Here is a 20,393-nt window from a genome sequence, read left to right as displayed (position 1 = left end):
AAGCATGAAGACGTGGCGAGCGGCAGTGGCCGTGACAGCAGTATCGATCGCGGTATCGGCTGCCGGTTGCTCGACGGATGGAACGGCTATCGCGTCGGACGAAGCAGCACCGACAACCGCACAGGTCACTACGACCCGCGCCGCCACGACCACAGCCGAGCCCACCTCAACCGCTCCCCTACCTGCCCCGTACTCGTTCACGACCGCCCGCGTCTCGGGGTCGACCGATCGCGTCGACTATGACGTGAACATTCCACAACTCACGGGAGGCGATGACGCCGTCGTCTCCGAGTTTAACGAGTCGATGCGCGCCGCACTGCAGGATCAGGTCGACGGGTTCGAGCCGTCGAGTTTTACCTTGTCCGATGCCCGCCCCGGACCCACGTACGTGGGCGACAGCGTCGTCGCGGCCGTGCTCAACACCTCGTGGGATGCCAATCCCCCTGGCGCACATCCGACCGCGATCGTCGCGACGGTCACGGTGAACACCGACGACGCCACTCCCGTCACGCTGCAGGACCTCTTCCCGGATCTTCAGGCGGGGCTACAGCGGCTGTCGGAGCAGTCCGCGATCCTCCTTCCGGCTACAGCCGCGGGTCCGGATTTCGAACGAACGGGCATCGAACCGACCGTGAGCAATTTCGCCAACTGGGTTCCCTCCGCCGAGGGCATGAACATCAGATTCGGCGACTACCAGGTCGGTCCACACGCCATCGGTCTCGTCGATGTCACCGTCCCGTGGTCCGCACTGTCCGATGTGGCCGATCCGCGGACTCTCGATGCACTTAGCCGATAAGGCTCGCGAGCGCAGGCATAGTGAGGCCGCAGCTTCGAAACGATCGTCTTCACAACTCTAAGCTCTCGAACACAGGCTTAATGATGGAAAAGCGGTACCTTGACCCCTAATCTGGCTTTAAGCATGTTCACGCAAGCTCAGGAGTAGCCATGGCCAGCCCAAGGCGCAGCACCAAAACCAGCGACGACCCGCTCGCAGCCGCATTCGTTGCCAGGAGACTGCAGCTCGGTCTGACGCAAAGCGACCTTGCGCTCCTGGCCGGCGTCGGCCGCTCGACTATCCAGTCGATCGAGTCGGGCAAATCCACAGTGCAACTCGATGGTTCCCGCGCTGTCGCAGACGCGTTGGGTTGTGACCTGCGACTCGTCACACGTTCCGGCACGACGGTCCAGGCGCGCCCGTGACCTCCAACGACATGCGTACGGTCGACGAGGCCGACGTCTACAAAACGGACAGACATGCGGGGACCTTGACGCGCACGTCGTCAACGGTATCGCCGGCCTGCTCGTGAAGCGATTCGATCGAACCGGCGACACGCGACTCGCGACTCGCGACTCACACAAGAGGATGCGTGTCAGCTGTCCGGCGTCTACCCAGCCGCCAAGTATCGACTGGAGACCGAGTCCGTCATCCGAACCCTCTCGCGCACAGTCGAACTGGGTGGAGGCTCTGCGCGCCTGGCCACACTCCAACTGTTGCGCCTGACGACGTACTCGTACCTCATCGGCAATGGCGACCTTCACGGCAAGAACTACTCGGTCCAGCTGAACCCGTCCGGACAGTGGTCGGTGACACCGGGATACGACCTGTTGTTCACTCAGCCGTAGGCGGGATGGAAAGACCCGATGGCGTTGAACCTCTACGGCCGAGCCAATCGATGGACACGCGACCACGTCGTCGCGTCCGCACACACCCTCGGTGTTCCGGAGCGCGCCACCGCCCGCATGCTGGACGAGGTCGTCGATGGTGTCCGCTCCTCGATGGCAACGCTCGACTCCGTCGGCTTCGACGACCGGTCGACGCGTCGACTCGGAGACTTCGTGGCGTCCCGATGCCGAGAACTGACACGCTGACCCCTTGACCTCGACTGCTTCCGCGCCTAACGTACAACCACATGGTTGTAGATGAGGTTCGAGACGCGGACATCGACCGACTGTTCCAAGCATTCGCCGACTCGACCCGTCGGGACATCGTCTCGAGGGTCATCACCGGCGAACACTCGGTGTCCGGGTTGGCCGCTCACTACTCCATGAGTTTCGCCGCCGTGCAGAAGCACGTGGCGATTCTGGAACGCGCTTCCGTCGTCACGAAGGAGAAGCGCGGACGGGAGCAGATCGTGCGAATTCGTCTGGACAGCATCAGGAAAGCACGAAGCCTGCTCGACGAGTACGAACTGATCTGGCGACAACGCGTCGACCGGATCTCCGACATTCTCGACGAAGACGAGGAAGAGGGAGACACACCATGACCGTCATCAGCACAGACAAGAGCGTTCAGGACCTGAACTTCACGATCGTTGCCGAGTTCGACGCGACAGTCGAACGTGTGTGGCGGATCTGGGAAGATCCCCGGAAGCTCGAGCGCTGGTGGGGACCGCCGACGTGGCCCGCAACGTTCGAGCAACTCGACTTCGTCGAGGGCGGCAAAGCGCACTACTACATGACCGGACCGGACGGTGACAAAGCCCGAGGGTGGTGGCGCATCACGTCGATCGACGCACCCCGCCGGCTCGCGTTCGACGACGGTTTCGCCGACGACAACTGGGATCCGATCGAGAACCTGGGCGTCACCAAAATGACTGTTGCACTGGAGGAAAGAGATGGTCGCACTCGGATGACGACTGTGTCGACGTTCGAGAACGCGGATCAGATGCAGAAGCTGATCGAGATGGGAATGGACGAAGGCATGGGCCTGGCGATGGGCCAGATCGACGCGATCCTCGCCGAATAGGACTCAGGTGTTCGCGCGGTCGAGCCGACCGCGCGAACACTCCGTCAGGACGTTGCCCAGACGCCGAGCTCGTTCCCGCTCGGATCTGTGAAGTGGAATCGCCGCCCACCCGGGAACGGATACGGCCCGTTCACGACGGAACCGCCTGCGGCGGTGACGGCCTCGACGGTCGCGTCGAGGTCGTCCGAATAGAGAAGCACAAGTGGCCCGCCCTGTCCGGGACGCTCGGCCACCTTCGCCAAGCCACCCACTTCACTCCCGCCCGCGCCGACTATGCCCGCATATTCGGGACCGTAGTCGTTGAAGCGCCAGCCGAAGGCGGCGGAGTAGAACGCTTGCGCCGCCGACAGATCGGTGACCGACAACTCGACATAGTTCAAACGGTGATGCTCGTTCTGTGCCATGCGGTTACCCTACTCACGCGGCACAACTACCGGCGAGCGTTCGACATCCGTGACGCGGCCGTTCGTTGCTGCCACGACCCACATCGCCAACGCAACGAGGGCGACGACCTCGGCGACCACCAGTACCCGCTCCACGTAACCGAGCGTGACGACGCGGTACCACGGGGTCGTCGAGGTCATTCCGACGATCAGTGCGTACGCGATCGGCAGCAACGAGGCGACGCCGAGACAGGCGAGCGTGAGCGTCGTACGTGCCCACGTCGTCCAGCGGCCGTCACGCACCCATGGAATTGCGAAGGCGATCACTGCGATCGGGATGGCGACGAACGCGACGGCTGCCGCGACGCGGTGAATCGCACCGCCGAGGCCGAGGGTGGCGTCGTTGCTCCAATCCTGTTTCGGCACAGCAACAATGACGATCAATCCGACGATCCACGCCGTCATGGCCACCGAGGCGACCGAACGAGCTCGCGCCACTCCGTTGCGGACGGCCGCGACCAGGGTGGCAGCAGAACCGAGCGCCAACAACGAGACTCCGGTCGCGAACACCCACTGCTGTGCACCCAGGCCGTACTCACTGATCGTGCGTCGCAGATGCGCCGGGTTGTCGACGGCCGTCACCAGATCGAGTGTCAGGATCACGAGCGACCCCATGAGAACGAATACGACGCCGACGACGTCGAGGCGGGCTATGACGGTTCGTGAATTCTGCGGCGGCACGTCGTCCACTGTGCCCGAACCCTAGTACCGGATTCGGTACCAGTGCTCGACCTCACCCGACAGCCGTTCGAGACGCACTCTGTGTCCGCCCTGACTCGAGAAGAGCCTCACCCCGTCGCCGAGGAGAACCGGCACGGTGAAGACCAGGATCTCGTCGAGCAATCTCTCCTCGATGCACTGCCGTGCGACGTCGGCTCCGAGGACGTTTACGTACTTCTCCCCCGCTGCGTCCGTGGCCGCGTCGATGGCGCTGAGCAGATCGGTCGCGACGGTGACTCCTGCGGGCGGCTCCACCGGCGGACGGTGGGTCAGGAGCACGACGGGACCGTCGTACTGCCCGCCGAACGCCCCCTCGTTCTCGGTACCGCGGTTTGGGTCGTCGCCGCCGAAGGTTGCGTTGCCGCACAGGACCGACCCGACTCGTGCCAGCAGCCGATCCGCCGTTTCGTTCGGCTCACCCATGTACTCGGACAGCCAGGACATGTCGCCGTCCGGACCGGCGATGTAGCCGTCGAGCGACATCGTCGCCGAATACAGAAGCGTGGCCATCCGCCTACTGTCTCACGCCACCCTTGCCGTCGAAGACCAGATGCCGGAGCGCGACGTTCTCGACGAAGAAGCGGTCGTGGCTGACGAGAACGACCGCCCCGGGGAAAGCTGCAAGTGCACGTTCGAGAACTTGCGTGCTGGCCAGGTCGAGGTGGTTGGTCGGCTCGTCGAGCACGATCACGCCTGCGCCGAGCAACAGGCATTGCGCCAGCGCGACACGGGCCTTCTGCCCTCCCGACAGAGTGCCGATCTTGGACTTCAGGTCCAGTTCGGAGAATCCGAGAAGTGTCAGGAAGCGATTGACCTCCTTTTTCGTCGCACTGAACGCGAGACTCCCTGGCATCGCATTGACGGCATGTGTGACCGTGTCGTCCAGATCCAGATCGCCGAGCACCTTGTTGAAATGCACGAATGACGGCGCCTTGGTCTTCCACTTCACCTTGCCGCTGTCCGGTTGCTCGACACCGGTGAGGATGTCGACGAGCGTGGTCTTGCCGCAGCCGTTCGGACCGGTGATCGCGATGCGGTCACCGCGGTGGATCTCGAAGGACACGTCGGAGAACAGAGCGTGCTCACCGAAGCTTTTCGAGATCCCCGTGATCTCTGCCAGATCGTCCGTGACGTGCAGGCCGCCGTAGATCGCGGTGACGACGGTATCGACGGGGCGCGGATTCTTCGCCTTCTTGATGTTCGCGAGTCGACGCTTCAATGCCGCGCTGGGATTCTTCAGCGCTTCCTTGTGGTCGTTGATCGCTTCCTGCTCGTAGGCAAGCAGCTGCTGTTCGCTGCTGAATTCACGTTCGAGGTTCTTGAGTCGAAACTGTTTCTGCACAACGTATTCCGAGTAGGAACCGTCGTACATCTGCAGGTGGTTGTTCTCGATCTCGACGATGTTCGTGACGACCTGCTCGAGAAACTGTCGATCGTGCGAGACGACGAGCAGACCACCTCTGAAGTCGCGCAGCCACCGCTCGAGCCAGGCGATGCCCTCGACGTCGAGGAAGTTGGTCGGCTCGTCGAGCAGTAGCACGTCGGGCGAGTCGAGCAGAATCTTGGCCAGAGCGGCTCGGTTGCGCCAGCCGCCGGACAGTCGGTCGACCGGCAGCTCGCGTCGTTCGGCGTTGAAGCCGAGCATCGACAGGACCGTGTCGATCTGTTGGTGGTAGGTCCAGCCGCCGCTGTTCTCCATCGCGTCGAGCAGCTCGGCTTGACGATCGACGAGCTTGTACATCTGCTTCTCGTCGAGGTCACCGCCGAGGGCGGCTTCGACCTCGGCGAGTTCTGCCTCGATCGCGTGTACGGATTCGAAGAGCGATTCGAGCTCGGTCTGGATGCTGCGGTCACCGTCGAGCTCGGAGAATTGCGAGAAGTAGCCGATACGTGCGCCTTCGGTGGTGTCGACGGTTCCCGAGTCCGGAGCTTCGCGCCCCAACAGCAGGTTCAGCAGCGTCGTTTTACCGGTACCGTTGCGGCCGATGAGTCCGACGCGATCGCCGTCGGCGAGCCGGAAGAACACCTCGCGGAGAACGACCCTCCCGTCGTATCCCTTGGCGACGTCGTTCATGCGGATCCAACTCAACGAGAACTCCTGGTAGGCGACGGGCGGCTTCGCCGCATGTGCGTGCGAATGTATAGCCCGCTATACATTCGCACGCACGTGGGGTCGGGCGGCTCAGCCGCCCGCAGGCGCCAACGCGGGTAGCACCAGATCCCGGTACCGCTGCTTCATCGTTTCGACGACCTGGTCGCCGTCCGTGGCCCACACCTGTGCGTTGAAGATCTCGACCTCGACGTCGCCGCGGTATCCGGCGTCGCGCACCCAGGTTCCGATCGATGCGAAGTCGATGACACCGTCGCCCATCATGCCGCGGGACAACAGCGGGTCGGCCTCCATCGGAACGAGCCAGTCGCACACCTGATACGAACTGATGCGACCACGCTGCCCGGCGGTCTCGATGAGCGACCGCAGGTCCGGGTCCCACCAGACGTGGAACGTGTCGACGACGACTCCGACGGCTTCTACCGGATGCGGCTCGGCCATCGACAGTGCCTGTCCGAGAGTCGAAATCACGGCGCGATCGGCAGCGAACATCGGATGCAACGGCTCCAACGCAATGCGCACGCCCCGCTCGAGCGCGTACGGCACGAGTAGCGCCAGGCGCTCCTCGACGCGGGCCCGGGCACCGATCAAGTCGCGATCGGGAATGCCGCCCATCACCATCACGAGCTCGGGTGCGCCGAGCTCGGCGGCTTCGTCGAGCGCTCGGCGGTTGTCCTCGAGACCGTCGTCGTCGATGGCCGTCAGGAAGCCGCCACGGCACAGGCTCGAGACGCGAAGTCCCGCGGCGGACAGCATCTTTGCTGCCCGTGCGACGCCTGCCTCCTGGACCCGGTCGCGCCACGGCCCGATCCCCCCGAGCCCGGCCCGCGCTGCGCCGTCGATCGCTTCCTTCAGCGTCCACCTGTTGACGGTCTTCGTGTTGAGAGACAGTGCAGCGTAGGGATTGTCGAGATCGTAGGCAGAGAGGGTCACGACGAAGCTCCGTTCAGTTCCAGGAACAGCCCCATGCGGTACACCGCGAGCGATGGATCGAGGAGCAATCCGGCGCGGTCGGCCAGAACGAACAGCGTCGACAGATGTTCGACGCTTCGGCCCGACGCAAGTCCCCCGACCATCGAGAACCCGGCCTGTTTGCCGTTCAGCCACGACAGGAACGCGATCCCGGTCTTGTAGTAGTACGTCGGTGCCGCGAAGATGTGCCGCCCGAGTTCCTGTGTGGACCGCAGGATCTCCTCTGCGCGTTCGACATTGCCACGATCGAGCTCCTGCAATGCCGTCGACGCCGCGGGATAGATACCTGCGAAGATGCCCAACAACGCGTCGGAGTGACCGAGGTCGTCGCCGACGATCAGTTCCGGGTAGTTGAAGTCGTCTCCGGTGTAGAGCCTGACACCCGACGGGAGCGCGCGACGCAACGCGATCTCGTGCCCTGCGTCGAGCAACGAGACCTTGACGCCGTCGACCTTGCCGGAGTGCGCCGCGATCAGATCACGGAAAGTCGCAGTGGCGGAGTCGATGTCCGCACTGCCCCAGTACCCTTCCAGCGCGGGGTCGAACATCGTTCCGAGCCAGTGCAGGATGACCGGTCGGTCGACCTCGTCGAGCAGTGTGGAGTACACGTGCAGATAGTCCTCGGGCGAGGTCGCGACGCGAGCCAACGCGCGCGAGGCCATGATGATCACGTTCGCCCCGGCTTCGGTCACGACTGCGATCTGCTCGCGATACGCATCCAGCACCGCAGCAAGACCCTCCTTGCCCGACGGCAACGCCGCGAGATCGAGTTGATCCGTACCGGCGCCGCAGGCGAGCAGGCCGCCGACGCGAGCCGCTTCGGCACCCGATCTCCGGATCAGCTCGGCCGTCGCCGCCCAGTCCAGGCCCATGCCGCGCTGGGCGGTGTCCATGGCATCCGCGACTCCGAGTCCGTACGACCACAGTTCGTGCCGATACGCCAGGGTTGCATCCCAGTCGATGTCCGCGAGAGCGCCGGGTGTGTTGTCGGCTGTCGCACGCGGAACGACGTGCGCGGCGGCGTACGCGATGCGCGAGCTGAACGCAGCCGTGGGCTTGGTCCAGTCCCCCGGCTCGCCGAGTACGTGAATGCCTCTGCCCGGCAAGGCAATCGACAGGTCGGCAGACAGTGCGGTCACAGCGTGATCTCCGGAACGTCGAGGCGACGGCCTTCCGCCGAGCTCTTCAGACCGAGTTCGGCCAGCTGAACGCCACGTGCCGCGGACAGCAGACCGTAGCGGTGCGGACGCTCGGCGATCACGTCACGCAGGAACTCCTCCCACTGCAGCTTGAACCCGTTGTCCAGGTCCGCGTTCGCGGGCACGTCGAGCCACTGGTCGCGGAACGGCTCCGTCACAGGCAGATCCGGGTTCCACACCGGCTTCGGGGTGTGCGAACGATGCTGTGCGACGCAGTTGCGCAGGCCCGCCACGGCCGAACCGTGCGTTCCGTCGATCTGGAACTCGACGAGCTCGTCGCGGAACACACGCACGGCCCATGACGAGTTGATCTGTGCGACAACGCCGTTCTCGAGCTCGAAGATCCCGTACGCGGAATCGTCGGCGGTGGCGGCGTATTCACGGCCCTGCTCGTCCCACCGCGTCGGGATGTGTGTCGCGGCCTTCGCTGTGACGGTCTCGACCTTGCCGAGGATGCCTTCGAGCACGTAGTTCCAGTGGCAGAACATGTCGATGATGATGCCGCCGCCGTCCTCGGCTCGGTAATTCCAGCTGGGACGTTGCGCCGGCTGGCCGTCTCCTTCGAAGACCCAGTATCCGAACTCGCCGCGCAGCGACAGGATGCGTCCGAAGAAACCTTCGTCGACGAGCCGCTTCAGCTTCACGAGCCCGGGCAGATACAGCTTGTCGTGCACGACGCCCGCCGTGATGCCCGCGTTCTGTCCGATACGCGCCAATTCGATGGCCTCCGTCAGAGTCTCCGCGGTCGGCTTCTCGGTGAAGATGTGCTTGCCGGCCTTCATCGCCGACGCCAGGGCCTCGGCACGACGCGACGTGACCTGTGCGTCGAAATAGATGTCGATGCTGGCGTCGTCGATGACCGATGCGGAGTCGGTGCTGTACTCGGCGACACCGTGCTGAGCGCACAGTTCCTGGAGTTTGGCTTCGTTGCGTCCGACCAGAATGGGTTCGACCTGAACTCGCGTCCCGTCCTCGAGCAGAACGCCGCCCTGCTCACGAATCGGCAGAATGGAACGCAGGAAGTGCTGACGGAAGCCCATGCGGCCGGTGACGCCGTTCATGGCGATACGCAGGGTACGAGTGGAGTTGGGCATAAGAGGTGCCTTTTCTGAGAAGAGGTTCCGGATGCAGTGCGGACGAGAAGGCCCAGCACGCGTCGAGCAAGTAAGTCAGCTTCGGAATGCGCTTTCCACGCTATGCTGTCCATGTCGATCGGTCAACACCGGGAGGGAAAAACGCATGGCGGCAGTCAGATTGCAGGACGTCGCGGCAGCTGCGGGCGTCTCGCAGGCAACCGCGTCACGAGTCCTGAACGGGTCCTCTCGCATCCCCGGCGAGGGCGTCGCCGATCGCGTTCGAGCCGCCGCGGCCGATCTCGGCTACGTTCCGAACGCCCAGGCCCAGGCACTTGCCCGCTCGTCGACGGGGCTGATCGGCCTCGTGGTGCACGACGTCGCCGACCCGTACTTCTCGTCGATCGTGCGCGGTGTACAGAACGAGGCACGTGCCGCGGGAAAGCTGGTGCTGTTGGCCAGCACCGAGCGCGACTTCGACATCGAAAGACAATCGGTCAGCACATTCATCTCGCATCGCGCCGACGCGATCATCCTGGCCGGCTCTAGGCAGAGCGGGGACCTCGACCGCGACCTGGAGAAGGAGTTCGCCGCCTACCGCAAGAACGACGGGAAAGTCGTCGTCATCGGACAACCGCTGCCGTTCGGCGCGGCAGTCGAACCCGAGAACTTCGCTGCGTCAGCTCAACTCGCGGAGGCGCTGGTCGACGAAGGACACCGGCGTTTCGCCGTCATCGGAGGGCCCGGCAACATCCGCACGTCGGTGGATCGTCGCAACGGTTTCGTCGACGCGCTGGCCAGGCACGGACTGACCCCCGAAATCGAAGTGGCCGGCGACTTCTCGCGTGACGGCGGATACAGCGCTGCCCGACGCCTCGCCGCGGCGCTGGAACTGCATCCGAGTCACGGCACACCACCGTGCGTCTTCGCGGTCACGGACGTCATGGCCATCGGCGCGATAGCCGCGTGGCGAGGCCTCGGCCTGCAGGTCCCGAACGACGTCTGTGTCGCGGGCTTCGACGACATCCCGACGCTACGTGACCACTTTCCGAGCCTGACGACCGTTGCGCTGTCGCTCGTCGAGATCGGTGAGCGCGCAGTGCAGTTGGCGCTGAGCGATTCCGCGGCGAGCCAAAGCCTCCACGAGTACGCCCCCGGGACCGTCGTTCTGCGCGCCAGCAGTGCTCTGAGCAGGTAATCTTTACCCACCCTTGACAGTGTGGGCGCGGTCACACTACATTCGGCTGCAGCTTCGGAAAGCGCATTCCAACCGCGGTGCCCGGTAATGCAGTGGCCCCGCACCACTACTACGCGAGGACTCCACATGGCGGTAACAACGTCGGTCGAGATCCGTTCCGCTGAGCCGACGGCGTCCCACCCCGCGCCGACGCATCATCGACGGAGCTTGAAATCCACCGTGCCATCGTTCCGAAACACCTGGTCCGGCCTCTGGCGGCCACTGGCCCTCGTGGCCGTTCTGATTGCAGCCTGGTGGGCGGTGACCGAATCCGAACTGGTTGCGCCCTATATCCTTCCGTCCCCCGCCGACACGTGGAACACGATGCTCGAAAATGCGTCGTACCTCGCCGGCCACACGTGGGTCACCACGTACGAGACCGTCGCGGGCTTCGTCATCGCCGCCCTGGTCGGCGAGGCCGTCGCGGTGTTGATGATCTACTCGTCGTCCCTCGAGAAGACGATGTACCCACTCATCCTGTTCGCGCAGGTCATTCCGAAGATCGCCATCGCCCCGCTTTTCGTCGTGTGGCTCGGATTCGGAGCCAGCCCCAAGATTCTCGTCGCCGTGTTGATGGCGTTCTTCCCCATCGTGATCGCCGGAATGGCCGGACTGCGTTCGGTCGATCCCGAGATTCTCGAACTCACCTCGACCATGGGCGCGAGCCGGTGGAAGACGTTCGCCAAGGTGCGTTTCCCGGCGTCGCTGCCCCAGTTGATGTCGGGTCTGAAGATCGCCGCCACTCTTGCGGTCACGGGCGCGGTCGTCGGCGAATTCGTCGGAGCCAACGAAGGACTCGGCTACGTCATCCTGCAGGCCAACGGAAACATCGACACCGCAATGCTTTTCGCCGCGCTGATCATCATGTCGGCCCTCGGCATCATCCTGTTCATGATCATCGAGATCGCCGAGAAATTCCTCATCCCCTGGCACGCGTCGCGTCGATCCACTGCATCCGCGGCCGCAGTCTGAACATCGGAGAACGAAATGAAGCTCAAGAACATCGTCGTCGCGGCCGCCGCCGCATCGTCACTCGTCCTCGCCGGCTGCAGCGGCGCCGGAGCCGAGGAGAAGGCGCCGGGCACCGACGGCGAGACCACCGCAACATCGCTGATGCTCAACTGGTACCCGTACGGCGAGCACGCGCCGTTCTACTACGGAGTGCAGGAGGGAATCTTCGCCAAGCACGGGATCGACCTCACCATCACCGCGGGCCAGGGATCGACCAAGACCGCACAGGCCGCAGGGTCCAACCAGACCGACTTCGGATGGGCCGACTCGGCCGCGGTACTGAGCAACATCGACAAGGGCGTCCGCGTCAAGAGCGTCGGCGTCTACCTCCAGACCACGCCGTCGGCAGTTCAGGTCTACGCGGACGGCCCCATCCAGTCCACGGCAGACCTGGCAGGGAAGACCATCGCCGTGTCCGCCGGCGATGCCCCGACAACGACGTTTCCTGCCTACCTGGCTGCCGTCGGCGTCGACGAAGGGTCGATTCAGCAACAGAGCCTCGACTCGGCAGGCAAGATCGCGGCGATGCTGTCCGGTCAGGTCGACGGTCTGATCGGTTTCGCGCACGACCAGGGCCCCAACATCGCGAACAAGAGTGGACGCGAGATGCGCTACCTGAAGTACTCGGATGCCGGCCTGAACTTCTTCAGCAACGGCCTCATCGCCAACGAATCCACCATCGAGCGTTCACCGGAACTCGTCCAAGCCATGGTCGACGCCACCAGCGAGGCGTTCGAGGCGGCCATTGCCAATCCCGAAGCGGCAGTGGCATCGATGGTTGGCAAGGACCCACAGACACCGCCCGAATCGGTGCTGCTGCAGCAGTGGCAGGAGACCATTCCGCTGCTGACGACACCGAACACCGAGGGCAACGCGCCGGGAGTCAACTCCGAGGAGGACTGGGTGTCCACCATTTCCATTCTCAGTGACGCAGGCCTCCTCGAGAGCGCCGAGGACCCGTCGAAGTACTGGGACTCCTCCTTCACCACCACTACCGAGCAGTGAGGCCTGACATGACTGCCACGTTCGAACGACCGAGGACGACGCTGACCGATACTGCAGTTGCCGTCGACGACCTCAGCGTCCGCTTCTCGTCCAAGCGCGGCGAGGTCACCGCACTCAGCGACGTCGATCTCGCCGTACGCACAGGCGAATTCGTCACCATCGCCGGACCGTCGGGATGCGGTAAGTCGACGCTCCTGAAAGTCGTTGCTGGACTGACCAACGCGAGCTCGGGCAGCGTGAGTCTCGGCGGACGCGAAGTGAAAGGCCCACAGCGAGGAATCGGCTACGTCTTCCAACGGGCGGCCCTGCTCGAATGGCGCACCGTGCGCAAGAACATTCTGCTACAGGGTGAGATGCGCGGCATGAGCAAGAAGGCGACCGCCGCCAAGGCCGACCAGCTGATCGAGATGACCGGACTCACCGGGTTCGAGAACGCGCTGCCGCACGAGCTGTCCGGTGGCATGCAGCAACGAGTCTCACTGTGCCGGGCGTTGCTGCACGAACCCGAAGTGCTGCTCATGGACGAGCCGTTCGGCGCGCTCGACGCTCTCACCCGCGAGAAGATGAACGTCGAGCTGCACCGCATCTGGCGTGAAACCGGAACGACGGTCATGCTCGTGACCCACTCGGTCGCCGAGGCCGTCTACCTTGCCAACCGCGTCGTCGTCATGAGTCCACGGCCGGGCCGGATCGTCGAAATTCTCGACGTCGACCTGCCGGACAAGCGGGATTACAGCTCGACGATGGAGAAGCCGCAGTTCACCACTGTCGCCAACCGTGTCCGTGATCTGCTGGGAGCCACCAGCGCTGATTAGGGCGACTCCGTCGCCCCGTGCGTGCGAATGTATAGCCCGCTATACATTCGCACGCACGGGTGGCATTGCCATCGCTCGTGATATCAACACGGTATGGAAATGACCCACCCGTTCGACGACGCAGTGGCCCTGACCAGCATCGAGCCCGGCGTCTATCTGGGCCGCACGTCCGCGCCGTACAACAACATGGTCGGCCCCTTCGGCGGCGTCACCGCAGCTACGCTCGTCCGTGCCGTCGAATCGCACCCGGACCGCCACGGGGATCCGCTCTCGATCACGATCAACTTCGCGGGCCCGATCGCGGAGGGCGAGTTCCAGATCTCGACGCGGGCAGTGCGCACCAACCGCAGCAATCAGCACTGGTACCTGGAAGTCAGCCAGAACGGCGAGATCGCGACGACGGCGACTGCGGTGTTCGGACACCGTCGCGACACCTGGGACGACGACGAAGCCACTCCCCCGGACGTGCCTGCACCGTCCGAACTCGAGCAGAGCGGCTTTCCGGACTTCATCGCCTGGGCACGAAACTACGAGATGCGTTTCGCGGCAGGCGCGTTGGTCGAAGAAGAAGCCGCGGACTCGACCATCTCGCTGTGGGTTCGTGATACACCCTCACGCGCACTGGATTTCGCGGCGCTGACGTCGATGGGCGACATTTTCTACCCACGTGTCTTCCAGCGCCGCGGCAAATACGTCCCCGCGGGCACCATCACGCTGACCATCCACTTCTTCGCCACCACGGAAGACGTCGCAGCACAGGCGGATTCGTACGTTCTCGCCCACGCCCATGCGCGACGCTTCCACCGGGGATATTTCGATCAGACGGCCGAGCTGTGGAGCAGCGACGAAAAGCTGCTCGCCACCAGTCACCAGCTCGTCTACTACAAGGACTGACCCCGTCGTGCGTGCGAATGTATAGCGGGCTATACATTCGCGCGCACGTGCGGCGTAGCCGCCTGAAACCGCGAACCCACCTCGAACAGCATGCGTTCGCGGTGCGCCGCAGCGGTCAACTGCGCACCGATGGGCATGCCCGACGACGGATGGAACCCGACGGGCAGGGCCAGCGTCGGGCCGTCGTGCAGCGACCACGGGTAGCTGAATTGCCCCATCCGCCGCGACTGCTCGATCACTCCACTGTCGCCGTCGATCAGCGGCACGTCCACCGGCATCGTCGGCGTCAACACGACGTCGACGTCCGAGAACAACCCTGCCAGTCCGGCGCGGTACTCGTCGCGGCCCCGCAGAGCCGCCAACCGCTGTTCTTCGGTAATCTTCAGCCCCAACGAAATTCGCTCCAACGTCGCCGGCTGAAACAACTCGGGCGACGTCTCGAGACGCTCCCGATGGCGGGCAGCGAGATCCGAGTAGATCAGCGTGTAGACGATGTCCTGCGCCGACGCCGCACCCGGCACCTCGATCGGCACGAGCGAGTAACCGAGAGCCGCCAACTCACGCGCAGCAGCGGAGACCGCGTCGGAAATCGCCGGATCGACGTCGTCGGTGATGAACACCGTCGGAACGCCGATCCGACGCGCCGTCCCTCCGAGGTCCGACGTCGTCGACAGCACCGAGAACAGCTGCGCCACATCGTCGACGGTGCGCGCCATCGGCCCGACGGTGTCGAAATCCTCGCTGACGGGATAGACGCCGTCGTTGCTGATCGCACCCCACGTCGGACGTAGGCCCGTGACACCGCACGCCGACGCCGGAAGCCGCACGGACCCACCGGTATCGGTGCCGAGGGACGCGTCGACGAGCCCAGCGGCGACGGCCGATCCCGAACCGCCACTCGACCCACCCGGCACCCGAGCGAGATCCCACGGGTTTCGCGGCACCGGCCCGGCCGTGTTCTGCGACGTCACGCCGACGGCGAATTCCGCCATGTTGAGCTTGGCCGTGATTCGCGCACCGGCCCCGATCAACCGGGTGACGACGTCCGCATCCGCCGACGCGACATTGTCTTCGAAAAACCGTGACCCACAGGTCGATACGACGCCCTGAACATCGATGTTGTCCTTGACGCCGATCCGCATGCCCGCCAACGGCCCCGAAGAACTCCCGGCGCGGTCACACCAGGTGATGACCGCGCCGAGATCGGTCAGGCCGCGCTCCCTGCGCGCAGGCCCGCCGTCGCGTCCTCGTCGACGACCCACTTCTCGGTATCCACGACGACACCGTAGTCGCGTCGTGCATCCTCGGCCGTCAGGTACTCGTCCCAGACGTCGCTGAGCACCTGGAACGGGTCACGCTTGAACGGATCACCGAAGCCACCGCCGGACGGCAGCTTGATCTCCAGCGTGTCGCCTGCCTTGATCGTTTCCTGAGTGACCTTGGAGTACAACACTTCCTCGCGATCCGTTCCCGCGTTGCGCGTGAACGAGCCGGATACACCGTCGTGACCGCCGAGCGCACCGGCGGGTGCGTCGGAACGGTTGTCGGCCTCGGATCCGAGGAACGTGTCGGTCTCCATGAGCCACTTGCGCACGCTACCGATGCCGCCGCGCCACTGACCGGGAGCGGGCGGCTCGTCACGCAGCTCGTACCGCAGAGCCCGCATCGCGTGGTTGAGCTCGAGCTCCTCGATGGGGTTGTTACGGGTGTTGGCCATCAGCGCGTCGACGGCGTCCATGCCGTCCTTGCCGTTGCGGCCACCGTACGAGCCCTCGTTGATCTCGATGTACACCCAGTACGACTCACCGTCCGGCGCGATGCCCGAATACGCGATGGCGCACAGCGCAGCCGAGGAACCGGCGATGGAGTGATCCGGCAGCACCGGAGCCAGCGCCAGGTTGATCGAGTCGAACACGCGGTTGACCTGTGAGAACCGAGCGAAGCACGACGCCGGGAAGTCCGGGTTGAAGATCGTGCCTTCCGGTGCGTAGGCCTTGACCGGGCGGAAGCAGCCGTCGTTCTGCGGAACGAATTCTTCGGTGATGTCCTCGTCGAGCAGGATCGTGCGGATCGCCGACACGGCGACCGGGAGCACCGAGCCCTCGAACGGCACGTTGAACGCCGTCGGCACCTGGCTGTTGGATCCGGTGAGGTCGATGAGGATGTCCTCGCCCTCCACCTGAACACGTACGGCCACAGCCAACGGCTCGCCGCGGTTCTTGCCGTCGTCGTCGAGGTAACCGATGGGCGCGGAGTAGCTGCCGTCGGGAATCTCCCGAATCTTGGTGCGCAGCATGTTCTCCGAGTAGTCCATCCACCGCTCGCCTGCGCTCATGACGGTGTCGAGGCCGTACTTCTCGAGCAGTTCGGTGAAGCGCTTCTCGCCGATGCGCGAGCACGCGATGAGGGCTTCGAGGTCACCGCGGTTCTGCTCGGGCGTGCGAACGTTGTCGAGGATGTGCTGGATGAGGTAGTCGTTGCGGACTCCGGCCTCGTAGATCTTCATCGAGTCCATGAGCTTGCCCTCGGCCCAGACGTCGACGACGTCCATGCACAGGCCGGGGAAGTTACCGCCGACGTCGGAGACGTGGCCGGTGCAGCCGGCGAATCCGATGTGCTCACCCTGCCAGAAGATCGGGATGATGACGCCGTAGTCGGGCGAGTGCGCCGCACCGTGGTACGGGTGGTTGTGCAGAATCACGTCGCCGGGCTTGTACGTCCCCGCGAGTCGACGGTTCACACCGCGGATGTAAGCGGGAATCGAACCACAGTGCATGGGAGTGGAATCCGACTCGCACAATTCACGGCCGTTGACGTCGAAGATGCCTGCGCCGAGGTCCTCGGACTCGCGGATGAGGCTCGAATACGCCATGCGGTAGAGAACCTGGGCCATCTCCTTGGCCATCGACTGGAGTGCACCACCGATGACGCGCAACGTGATCGGATCGACCTCGACGTCGTTCCACGTGCGCGTGGCTTCGCCCGCGAGCGATACACCGGTCTTGGGCATCAGCGCCTTGCTCATGCGGGCTTCCTCTCGATGATGATGTGGCCGACAGCGTCGACGTATGCGTGCTGGTTCATGCCGATGATGGTGGTGGAGTCGAACTGTTCGACGATGGCAGGACCGTCGATCTTGTTGCCCGCGAGCAACTGTGAGCGTTCAAAGACGGGGGTCTCGACCCACTCCGGCTTCGCGGTTTCGCTCGCCCAGAACAGTGCCTGCGTCGTGGTCTTGATCGCGGCCGACGCGTCGTCGCCGCCCTTCTCGATCTCGGCGATGCGGACGTGCGGGACAGCGCCGACACCCGTGACGCGCACGTTGATCAGCTGCACCGGCTTGTCGTCGAACCGCTGCGAGTACGTGCGGCCGTGCGCCTCGTGGAATGCCTCGGCGGTCGTCTTGACCCAGACGTCGTCGATTTCACCGTCGGGCGCGGACACGCGAAGCTCGTAGCCCTGTCCGACGTAGCGGCAGTCGACGCTGCGTTCGAGCGAGATGTCCTCGGGGGCAACACCGTCCGCTTCGAGCTGCGCGATGGCCTGCTTCGACAGGCGGTCGATCTGCTCGGAGATCAGCTCGACGTTCGGGTCGGCCGACGATGTCCATACCGTGGTGGGCATCTCGTAGCGAATGTCGGTGGTCAACAGGCCGACTGCCGACGTGATGCCCGGGTGGCCGGGAACGATCACGCGCGGAATGCCGAGCTGGTCGGCGATCTGCCATGCGAACAGCGGTCCGGCGCCGCCCTCGGCGATCAGCGAGAAGTCGCGTGGGTCATAGCCTTTGCGCACCGAGTGCAGGCTGATGGCCTCGGTCATCGAGTGCGCGAGGATCTTGAAGATGCCCATCGCGGCCTCGTCGACCGGGGTCTCGAGCTTGTCGGCGATGTGGGTCTGGATTGCTTCACGCGCCAGTTCCGGCTTGACCTCCATGGTGCCGGACAGGAAGCTGTTCTCCCGCAGCCAGCCCATCATGACCATCGCGTCGGTCGACGTCGGCTCGGTGCCTCCGCGGTTGTAGCAGGCGGGCCCGGGAACGGCACCTGCAGACCGCGGGCCGACGCGGAACATGCCACCGTCGTCGACGACGGCGATCGAGCCGCCGCCCGCGCCGATCGTGTCGACCTCGGCCATCGGCACCATCGCGTGGTAGTCGCCGATACGGGTGTCGAGCAGGTGCTTCATACGCAGTGCACCGTCGGGCGCGACGCCGACGTCGGCCGACGTGCCACCCACGTCGAGTGTGATGACGCTCGGGAATCCGGATGCCTTGCCGATGGCGCAGCCACCGAGCAGGCCGGCGATGACGCCACTGGTGAGCAGCGACACGGGAATCTCGCTGGCGCTACGCGAGGTGACGAGGCCACCGGCCGACGTCATCAGGTGCACGTCCTCGCCGACCTGGGCAGCACTTGCCTTGCCCGCCAGGTTCTCGATGTATTTCGAAGTCTTCGGGCCGATGAATGCATTCAATGCGGCCGTCGAAAAGCGTTCGTACTCACGGTATTGCGGCGCGACTTCGCTGGAGAGCGAGATGAAGACCTCGGGGAACTCCTCGAGAATGATCTCCTTGACGCGTCGCTCGTGCGTCGGATTGCGGTACGAATGCAGGAATGCGACGGCAATCGCCTGCACGCCACGGTCTTTCAGCAGGCGCACCTGCTCACGGACGGCGTCCTCGTCGAGCGGCGTCAGGACGTTGCCCGCGGCGTCGATGCGTTCGGGCACGACCCGACGGTTGCGGCGCGGCACGAGCTGCCACTTCTGCCACGGTAGGTCCTGGTAGTTCGAGTAATTGAGCGGACGCTTCTTACGCGCGATGTGCAGGAGGTCGCGGAACCCTTCGGTGGTGATCATGCCGACGTCGCAGCCGTTGTGCTCGAGCACGATGTTCGTCGCGACGGTGGTGCCGTGGAAGAACATGTCGATCTCGGACGGGTCGATTCCGGCGCGTTCGGCGAGAACCTGAATGCCGTCCATGGTTCCGATCGACGGATCGTGATTGGTCGACGGTGTCTTGTGGACCACCACGGTGCCGTCGTCGTCCCACAGCACGAGGTCGGTGAACGTACCGCCGACGTCGACTCCGATTCGTTTCATCCTAGGTTCCATTTCTGCCGGCGCTCGCGGTGGAGCGGAGGGGCTGACGTGCAATGCGTCGACCCCGAAAAGTGTCGGGTTCACCGTGCGAAGGTGACTGGTGTCATAGTGCCTGTCGCCCGATAGGAAAGCAATACCTCAGATGTTTCGATCATGAAAACTCGGTTTCGGCGCCCGAAAGGTCCGATCCAGACATCGTGCGCGTTCAAAAGGCGGATGATTAAACGGCGCTGATGTTCAGGACGAATCGCATCACTCGGGATAGGCTCGTGCCCGCACCGGCCCCTGCACGAAAAGGATCGCGACGTGACCGATACGACCGCCGACGTGGCGCCGAAGAGCGGCCCGGCATACGCCGTTCTGGCCGCGCGCCTGCGCGAGCGAATCCTGTCCGGCGAACTCCAACCCGGCGCCCGACTTCCCGGCGACGCCGAGTTGAGCGCCGAATTCGGCGTCGGCCGCAGCACGATTCGGGAAGCCCTACGGTCGCTGGCCAGCCAGAACCTCATTCTCACGACGCGTGGCGTCACCGGCGGCAGCTTCGTCGCCGAACCCAGCGTGGGGCACATCAGCGCTCACCTCGAGACGGGCGTGGCGCTGATGGCTGCCGCCGAAGCGGTGACCGTCGACCAGCTCATGGAAGTCCGCAACCTCATGGAGGTTCCGGCAGCGGGTATCGCAGCGTTCCGTCGCACGGACGAACATCTCGAACAGCTGCATGCGGCCATGTTCGACCCCTCGGGTGCGCAGGGCCCGGAAACGTACAAGCAGAACCAGGAGTTCCACCTCGTCCTGCTGCGTGCCGCCCAGAATCCCCTGCTCGAGCTCATCACGGCACCGGTGTTTCGTGTCCTGTCCAGTCGTTTCGGGCGCGATCATGCGCCCGACGGGTTCTGGCAGTGCGTCGACCACGACCACCGCGCGATTCTCGACGTCGTCGTCGCGGGCGATTCGATGAGCGCGATGGATCTGATGCGCAAGCACCTCGACCACCTCGGCGACTCGTACCGGCAGATGGATCGGCTGCGCGCCGAGTAAATATCTGCTCTTTCCGCCCAGTTTCTC

22 protein-coding genes are annotated in these 20,393 nt (G+C 64.5%); 12 read left to right on the top strand and 10 right to left on the bottom strand.

Annotation, left to right across the window (positions count from 1 at the left end; all coding sequences use genetic code 11):
• Positions 1 to 4 precede the first annotated feature (4 nt).
• The 6 genes from RhoFasB10_RS05320 to RhoFasB10_RS05300 all read left to right on the top strand — a co-directional run bounded on the left by RhoFasB10_RS05320 (position 5) and on the right by RhoFasB10_RS05300 (position 2,746).
• Positions 5 to 796, top strand: a complete 792-nt coding sequence (locus tag RhoFasB10_RS05320; RefSeq protein ID WP_167675477.1) for an RsiV family protein — start codon at positions 5 to 7, stop codon at positions 794 to 796.
• A gap of 149 nt (positions 797 to 945) precedes the next feature.
• Positions 946 to 1,200 (top strand): helix-turn-helix domain-containing protein, encoded by a 255-nt coding sequence (locus RhoFasB10_RS05315; RefSeq protein ID WP_114332179.1) that lies wholly within the window; start codon positions 946 to 948, stop codon positions 1,198 to 1,200.
• A 111-nt stretch (positions 1,201 to 1,311) separates the two neighbouring features.
• On the top strand, positions 1,312 to 1,623 hold the full coding sequence (locus tag RhoFasB10_RS26240) for a HipA domain-containing protein (RefSeq protein ID WP_308115257.1): 312 nt from the start codon (positions 1,312 to 1,314) through the stop codon (positions 1,621 to 1,623).
• A gap of 18 nt (positions 1,624 to 1,641) precedes the next feature.
• Entirely contained in the window at positions 1,642 to 1,869 is a 228-nt protein-coding gene (locus tag RhoFasB10_RS26235) for a hypothetical protein (RefSeq protein ID WP_240930901.1), read from the top strand.
• Between the two features lie 41 nt (positions 1,870 to 1,910).
• Entirely contained in the window at positions 1,911 to 2,264 is a 354-nt protein-coding gene (locus RhoFasB10_RS05305) for a metalloregulator ArsR/SmtB family transcription factor (RefSeq protein ID WP_167675475.1), read from the top strand.
• Positions 2,261 to 2,746 carry an SRPBCC domain-containing protein gene (locus RhoFasB10_RS05300; RefSeq protein ID WP_068427121.1) on the top strand — a complete coding sequence of 162 codons (486 nt, stop codon included), beginning with the start codon at positions 2,261 to 2,263 and terminating at the stop codon, positions 2,744 to 2,746. The genes RhoFasB10_RS05305 and RhoFasB10_RS05300 overlap by 4 nt, the downstream gene beginning before the upstream one ends.
• A 44-nt stretch (positions 2,747 to 2,790) precedes the next feature.
• Here the strand turns inward: RhoFasB10_RS05300 and RhoFasB10_RS05295 are convergent, their stop codons facing one another.
• The 7 genes from RhoFasB10_RS05295 to RhoFasB10_RS05265 all read right to left on the bottom strand — a co-directional run bounded on the left by RhoFasB10_RS05295 (position 2,791) and on the right by RhoFasB10_RS05265 (position 9,284).
• Positions 2,791 to 3,150 carry a VOC family protein gene (locus tag RhoFasB10_RS05295; RefSeq protein WP_068427119.1) on the bottom strand — a complete coding sequence of 120 codons (360 nt, stop codon included), beginning with the start codon at positions 3,148 to 3,150 and terminating at the stop codon, positions 2,791 to 2,793.
• Positions 3,151 to 3,159: 9 nt separating this feature from the next.
• Positions 3,160 to 3,879, bottom strand: coding sequence for a DUF998 domain-containing protein (locus RhoFasB10_RS05290; RefSeq protein ID WP_254303533.1), 720 nt, complete (start codon positions 3,877 to 3,879; stop codon positions 3,160 to 3,162).
• A 12-nt stretch (positions 3,880 to 3,891) separates the two neighbouring features.
• Entirely contained in the window at positions 3,892 to 4,419 is a 528-nt protein-coding gene (locus tag RhoFasB10_RS05285) for a dihydrofolate reductase family protein (RefSeq protein WP_167675473.1), read from the bottom strand.
• A 4-nt stretch (positions 4,420 to 4,423) separates the two neighbouring features.
• Positions 4,424 to 5,998: an ABC-F family ATP-binding cassette domain-containing protein gene (locus tag RhoFasB10_RS05280; protein ID WP_240930900.1), complete on the bottom strand. Its 1,575-nt coding sequence runs from the start codon at positions 5,996 to 5,998 to the stop codon at positions 4,424 to 4,426.
• 93 nt (positions 5,999 to 6,091) lie between these two features.
• Positions 6,092 to 6,952: a sugar phosphate isomerase/epimerase family protein gene (locus RhoFasB10_RS05275; protein ID WP_167675471.1), complete on the bottom strand. Its 861-nt coding sequence runs from the start codon at positions 6,950 to 6,952 to the stop codon at positions 6,092 to 6,094.
• Positions 6,949 to 8,130, bottom strand: coding sequence for a dihydrodipicolinate synthase family protein (locus RhoFasB10_RS05270; RefSeq protein ID WP_167675469.1), 1,182 nt, complete (start codon positions 8,128 to 8,130; stop codon positions 6,949 to 6,951). The genes RhoFasB10_RS05275 and RhoFasB10_RS05270 overlap by 4 nt, the downstream gene beginning before the upstream one ends.
• A complete protein-coding gene (locus RhoFasB10_RS05265; protein ID WP_167675467.1) occupies positions 8,127 to 9,284 on the bottom strand; it encodes a Gfo/Idh/MocA family oxidoreductase in 1,158 nt (385 codons plus the stop codon). Before RhoFasB10_RS05265 ends, RhoFasB10_RS05270 begins: the two co-directional genes overlap by 4 nt.
• Before the next feature lie 145 nt (positions 9,285 to 9,429).
• On the opposite strand from RhoFasB10_RS05265, the gene RhoFasB10_RS05260 reads away from it, so the two are divergent.
• The 5 genes from RhoFasB10_RS05260 to RhoFasB10_RS05240 all read left to right on the top strand — a co-directional run bounded on the left by RhoFasB10_RS05260 (position 9,430) and on the right by RhoFasB10_RS05240 (position 14,225).
• Positions 9,430 to 10,461, top strand: a complete 1,032-nt coding sequence (locus RhoFasB10_RS05260; protein WP_167675465.1) for a LacI family DNA-binding transcriptional regulator — start codon at positions 9,430 to 9,432, stop codon at positions 10,459 to 10,461.
• A 126-nt stretch (positions 10,462 to 10,587) separates the two neighbouring features.
• Complete coding sequence (locus RhoFasB10_RS05255; protein ID WP_068427107.1) at positions 10,588 to 11,472, top strand: ABC transporter permease; 885 nt, start codon at positions 10,588 to 10,590, stop codon at positions 11,470 to 11,472.
• 15 nt (positions 11,473 to 11,487) lie between these two features.
• A complete protein-coding gene (locus tag RhoFasB10_RS05250) occupies positions 11,488 to 12,516 on the top strand; it encodes an ABC transporter substrate-binding protein (RefSeq protein ID WP_167675464.1) in 1,029 nt (342 codons plus the stop codon).
• An 8-nt stretch (positions 12,517 to 12,524) separates the two neighbouring features.
• Positions 12,525 to 13,331, top strand: a complete 807-nt coding sequence (locus RhoFasB10_RS05245) for an ABC transporter ATP-binding protein (RefSeq protein WP_167675462.1) — start codon at positions 12,525 to 12,527, stop codon at positions 13,329 to 13,331.
• Between the two features lie 93 nt (positions 13,332 to 13,424).
• Entirely contained in the window at positions 13,425 to 14,225 is an 801-nt protein-coding gene (locus tag RhoFasB10_RS05240) for a thioesterase family protein (RefSeq protein WP_167675460.1), read from the top strand.
• Between the two features lie 29 nt (positions 14,226 to 14,254).
• Here the strand turns inward: RhoFasB10_RS05240 and RhoFasB10_RS05235 are convergent, their stop codons facing one another.
• Genes RhoFasB10_RS05235 through RhoFasB10_RS05225 form a run of 3 tightly spaced genes read right to left on the bottom strand, consistent with a single transcriptional unit; the run spans position 14,255 to position 19,328 of the window.
• A complete protein-coding gene (locus RhoFasB10_RS05235; protein WP_346764356.1) occupies positions 14,255 to 15,487 on the bottom strand; it encodes an amidase in 1,233 nt (410 codons plus the stop codon).
• Entirely contained in the window at positions 15,433 to 17,250 is a 1,818-nt protein-coding gene (locus RhoFasB10_RS05230) for a hydantoinase B/oxoprolinase family protein (protein WP_167675458.1), read from the bottom strand. The genes RhoFasB10_RS05235 and RhoFasB10_RS05230 overlap by 55 nt, the downstream gene beginning before the upstream one ends.
• On the bottom strand, positions 17,247 to 19,328 hold the full coding sequence (locus RhoFasB10_RS05225; RefSeq protein WP_167675456.1) for a hydantoinase/oxoprolinase family protein: 2,082 nt from the start codon (positions 19,326 to 19,328) through the stop codon (positions 17,247 to 17,249). Before RhoFasB10_RS05225 ends, RhoFasB10_RS05230 begins: the two co-directional genes overlap by 4 nt.
• A 306-nt stretch (positions 19,329 to 19,634) precedes the next feature.
• Between RhoFasB10_RS05225 and RhoFasB10_RS05220 the strand changes: the two genes are divergently transcribed.
• Entirely contained in the window at positions 19,635 to 20,366 is a 732-nt protein-coding gene (locus RhoFasB10_RS05220; protein WP_174551487.1) for an FCD domain-containing protein, read from the top strand.
• Positions 20,367 to 20,393: the final 27 nt, after the last annotated feature.

It is taken from the genome of Rhodococcus sp. B10, assembly GCF_011770055.1.
In the GTDB taxonomy this organism is placed as follows: Bacteria; Actinomycetota; Actinomycetes; order Mycobacteriales; family Mycobacteriaceae; genus Rhodococcoides; species Rhodococcoides kyotonensis_B.
Note: the sequence above shows the minus strand (reverse complement) of the source record. Positions and strands in the feature narration are given on the sequence as shown.

Coding starts and splice junctions, on each gene's coding strand:
- RhoFasB10_RS05320 (WP_167675477.1), top strand. CDS start 5: ATGAAGACGTGGCGAGCGGCAGTGGCCGTGACAGCAGTATCGATCGCG.
- RhoFasB10_RS05315 (WP_114332179.1), top strand. CDS start 946: ATGGCCAGCCCAAGGCGCAGCACCAAAACCAGCGACGACCCGCTCGCA.
- RhoFasB10_RS26235 (WP_240930901.1), top strand. CDS start 1,642: ATGGCGTTGAACCTCTACGGCCGAGCCAATCGATGGACACGCGACCAC.
- RhoFasB10_RS05305 (WP_167675475.1), top strand. CDS start 1,911: ATGGTTGTAGATGAGGTTCGAGACGCGGACATCGACCGACTGTTCCAA.
- RhoFasB10_RS05300 (WP_068427121.1), top strand. CDS start 2,261: ATGACCGTCATCAGCACAGACAAGAGCGTTCAGGACCTGAACTTCACG.
- RhoFasB10_RS05295 (WP_068427119.1), bottom strand. CDS start 3,150: ATGGCACAGAACGAGCATCACCGTTTGAACTATGTCGAGTTGTCGGTC.
- RhoFasB10_RS05285 (WP_167675473.1), bottom strand. CDS start 4,419: ATGGCCACGCTTCTGTATTCGGCGACGATGTCGCTCGACGGCTACATC.
- RhoFasB10_RS05265 (WP_167675467.1), bottom strand. CDS start 9,284: ATGCCCAACTCCACTCGTACCCTGCGTATCGCCATGAACGGCGTCACC.
- RhoFasB10_RS05260 (WP_167675465.1), top strand. CDS start 9,430: ATGGCGGCAGTCAGATTGCAGGACGTCGCGGCAGCTGCGGGCGTCTCG.
- RhoFasB10_RS05255 (WP_068427107.1), top strand. CDS start 10,588: ATGGCGGTAACAACGTCGGTCGAGATCCGTTCCGCTGAGCCGACGGCG.
- RhoFasB10_RS05250 (WP_167675464.1), top strand. CDS start 11,488: ATGAAGCTCAAGAACATCGTCGTCGCGGCCGCCGCCGCATCGTCACTC.
- RhoFasB10_RS05245 (WP_167675462.1), top strand. CDS start 12,525: ATGACTGCCACGTTCGAACGACCGAGGACGACGCTGACCGATACTGCA.
- RhoFasB10_RS05240 (WP_167675460.1), top strand. CDS start 13,425: ATGGAAATGACCCACCCGTTCGACGACGCAGTGGCCCTGACCAGCATC.
- RhoFasB10_RS05230 (WP_167675458.1), bottom strand. CDS start 17,250: ATGAGCAAGGCGCTGATGCCCAAGACCGGTGTATCGCTCGCGGGCGAA.
- RhoFasB10_RS05225 (WP_167675456.1), bottom strand. CDS start 19,328: ATGAAACGAATCGGAGTCGACGTCGGCGGTACGTTCACCGACCTCGTG.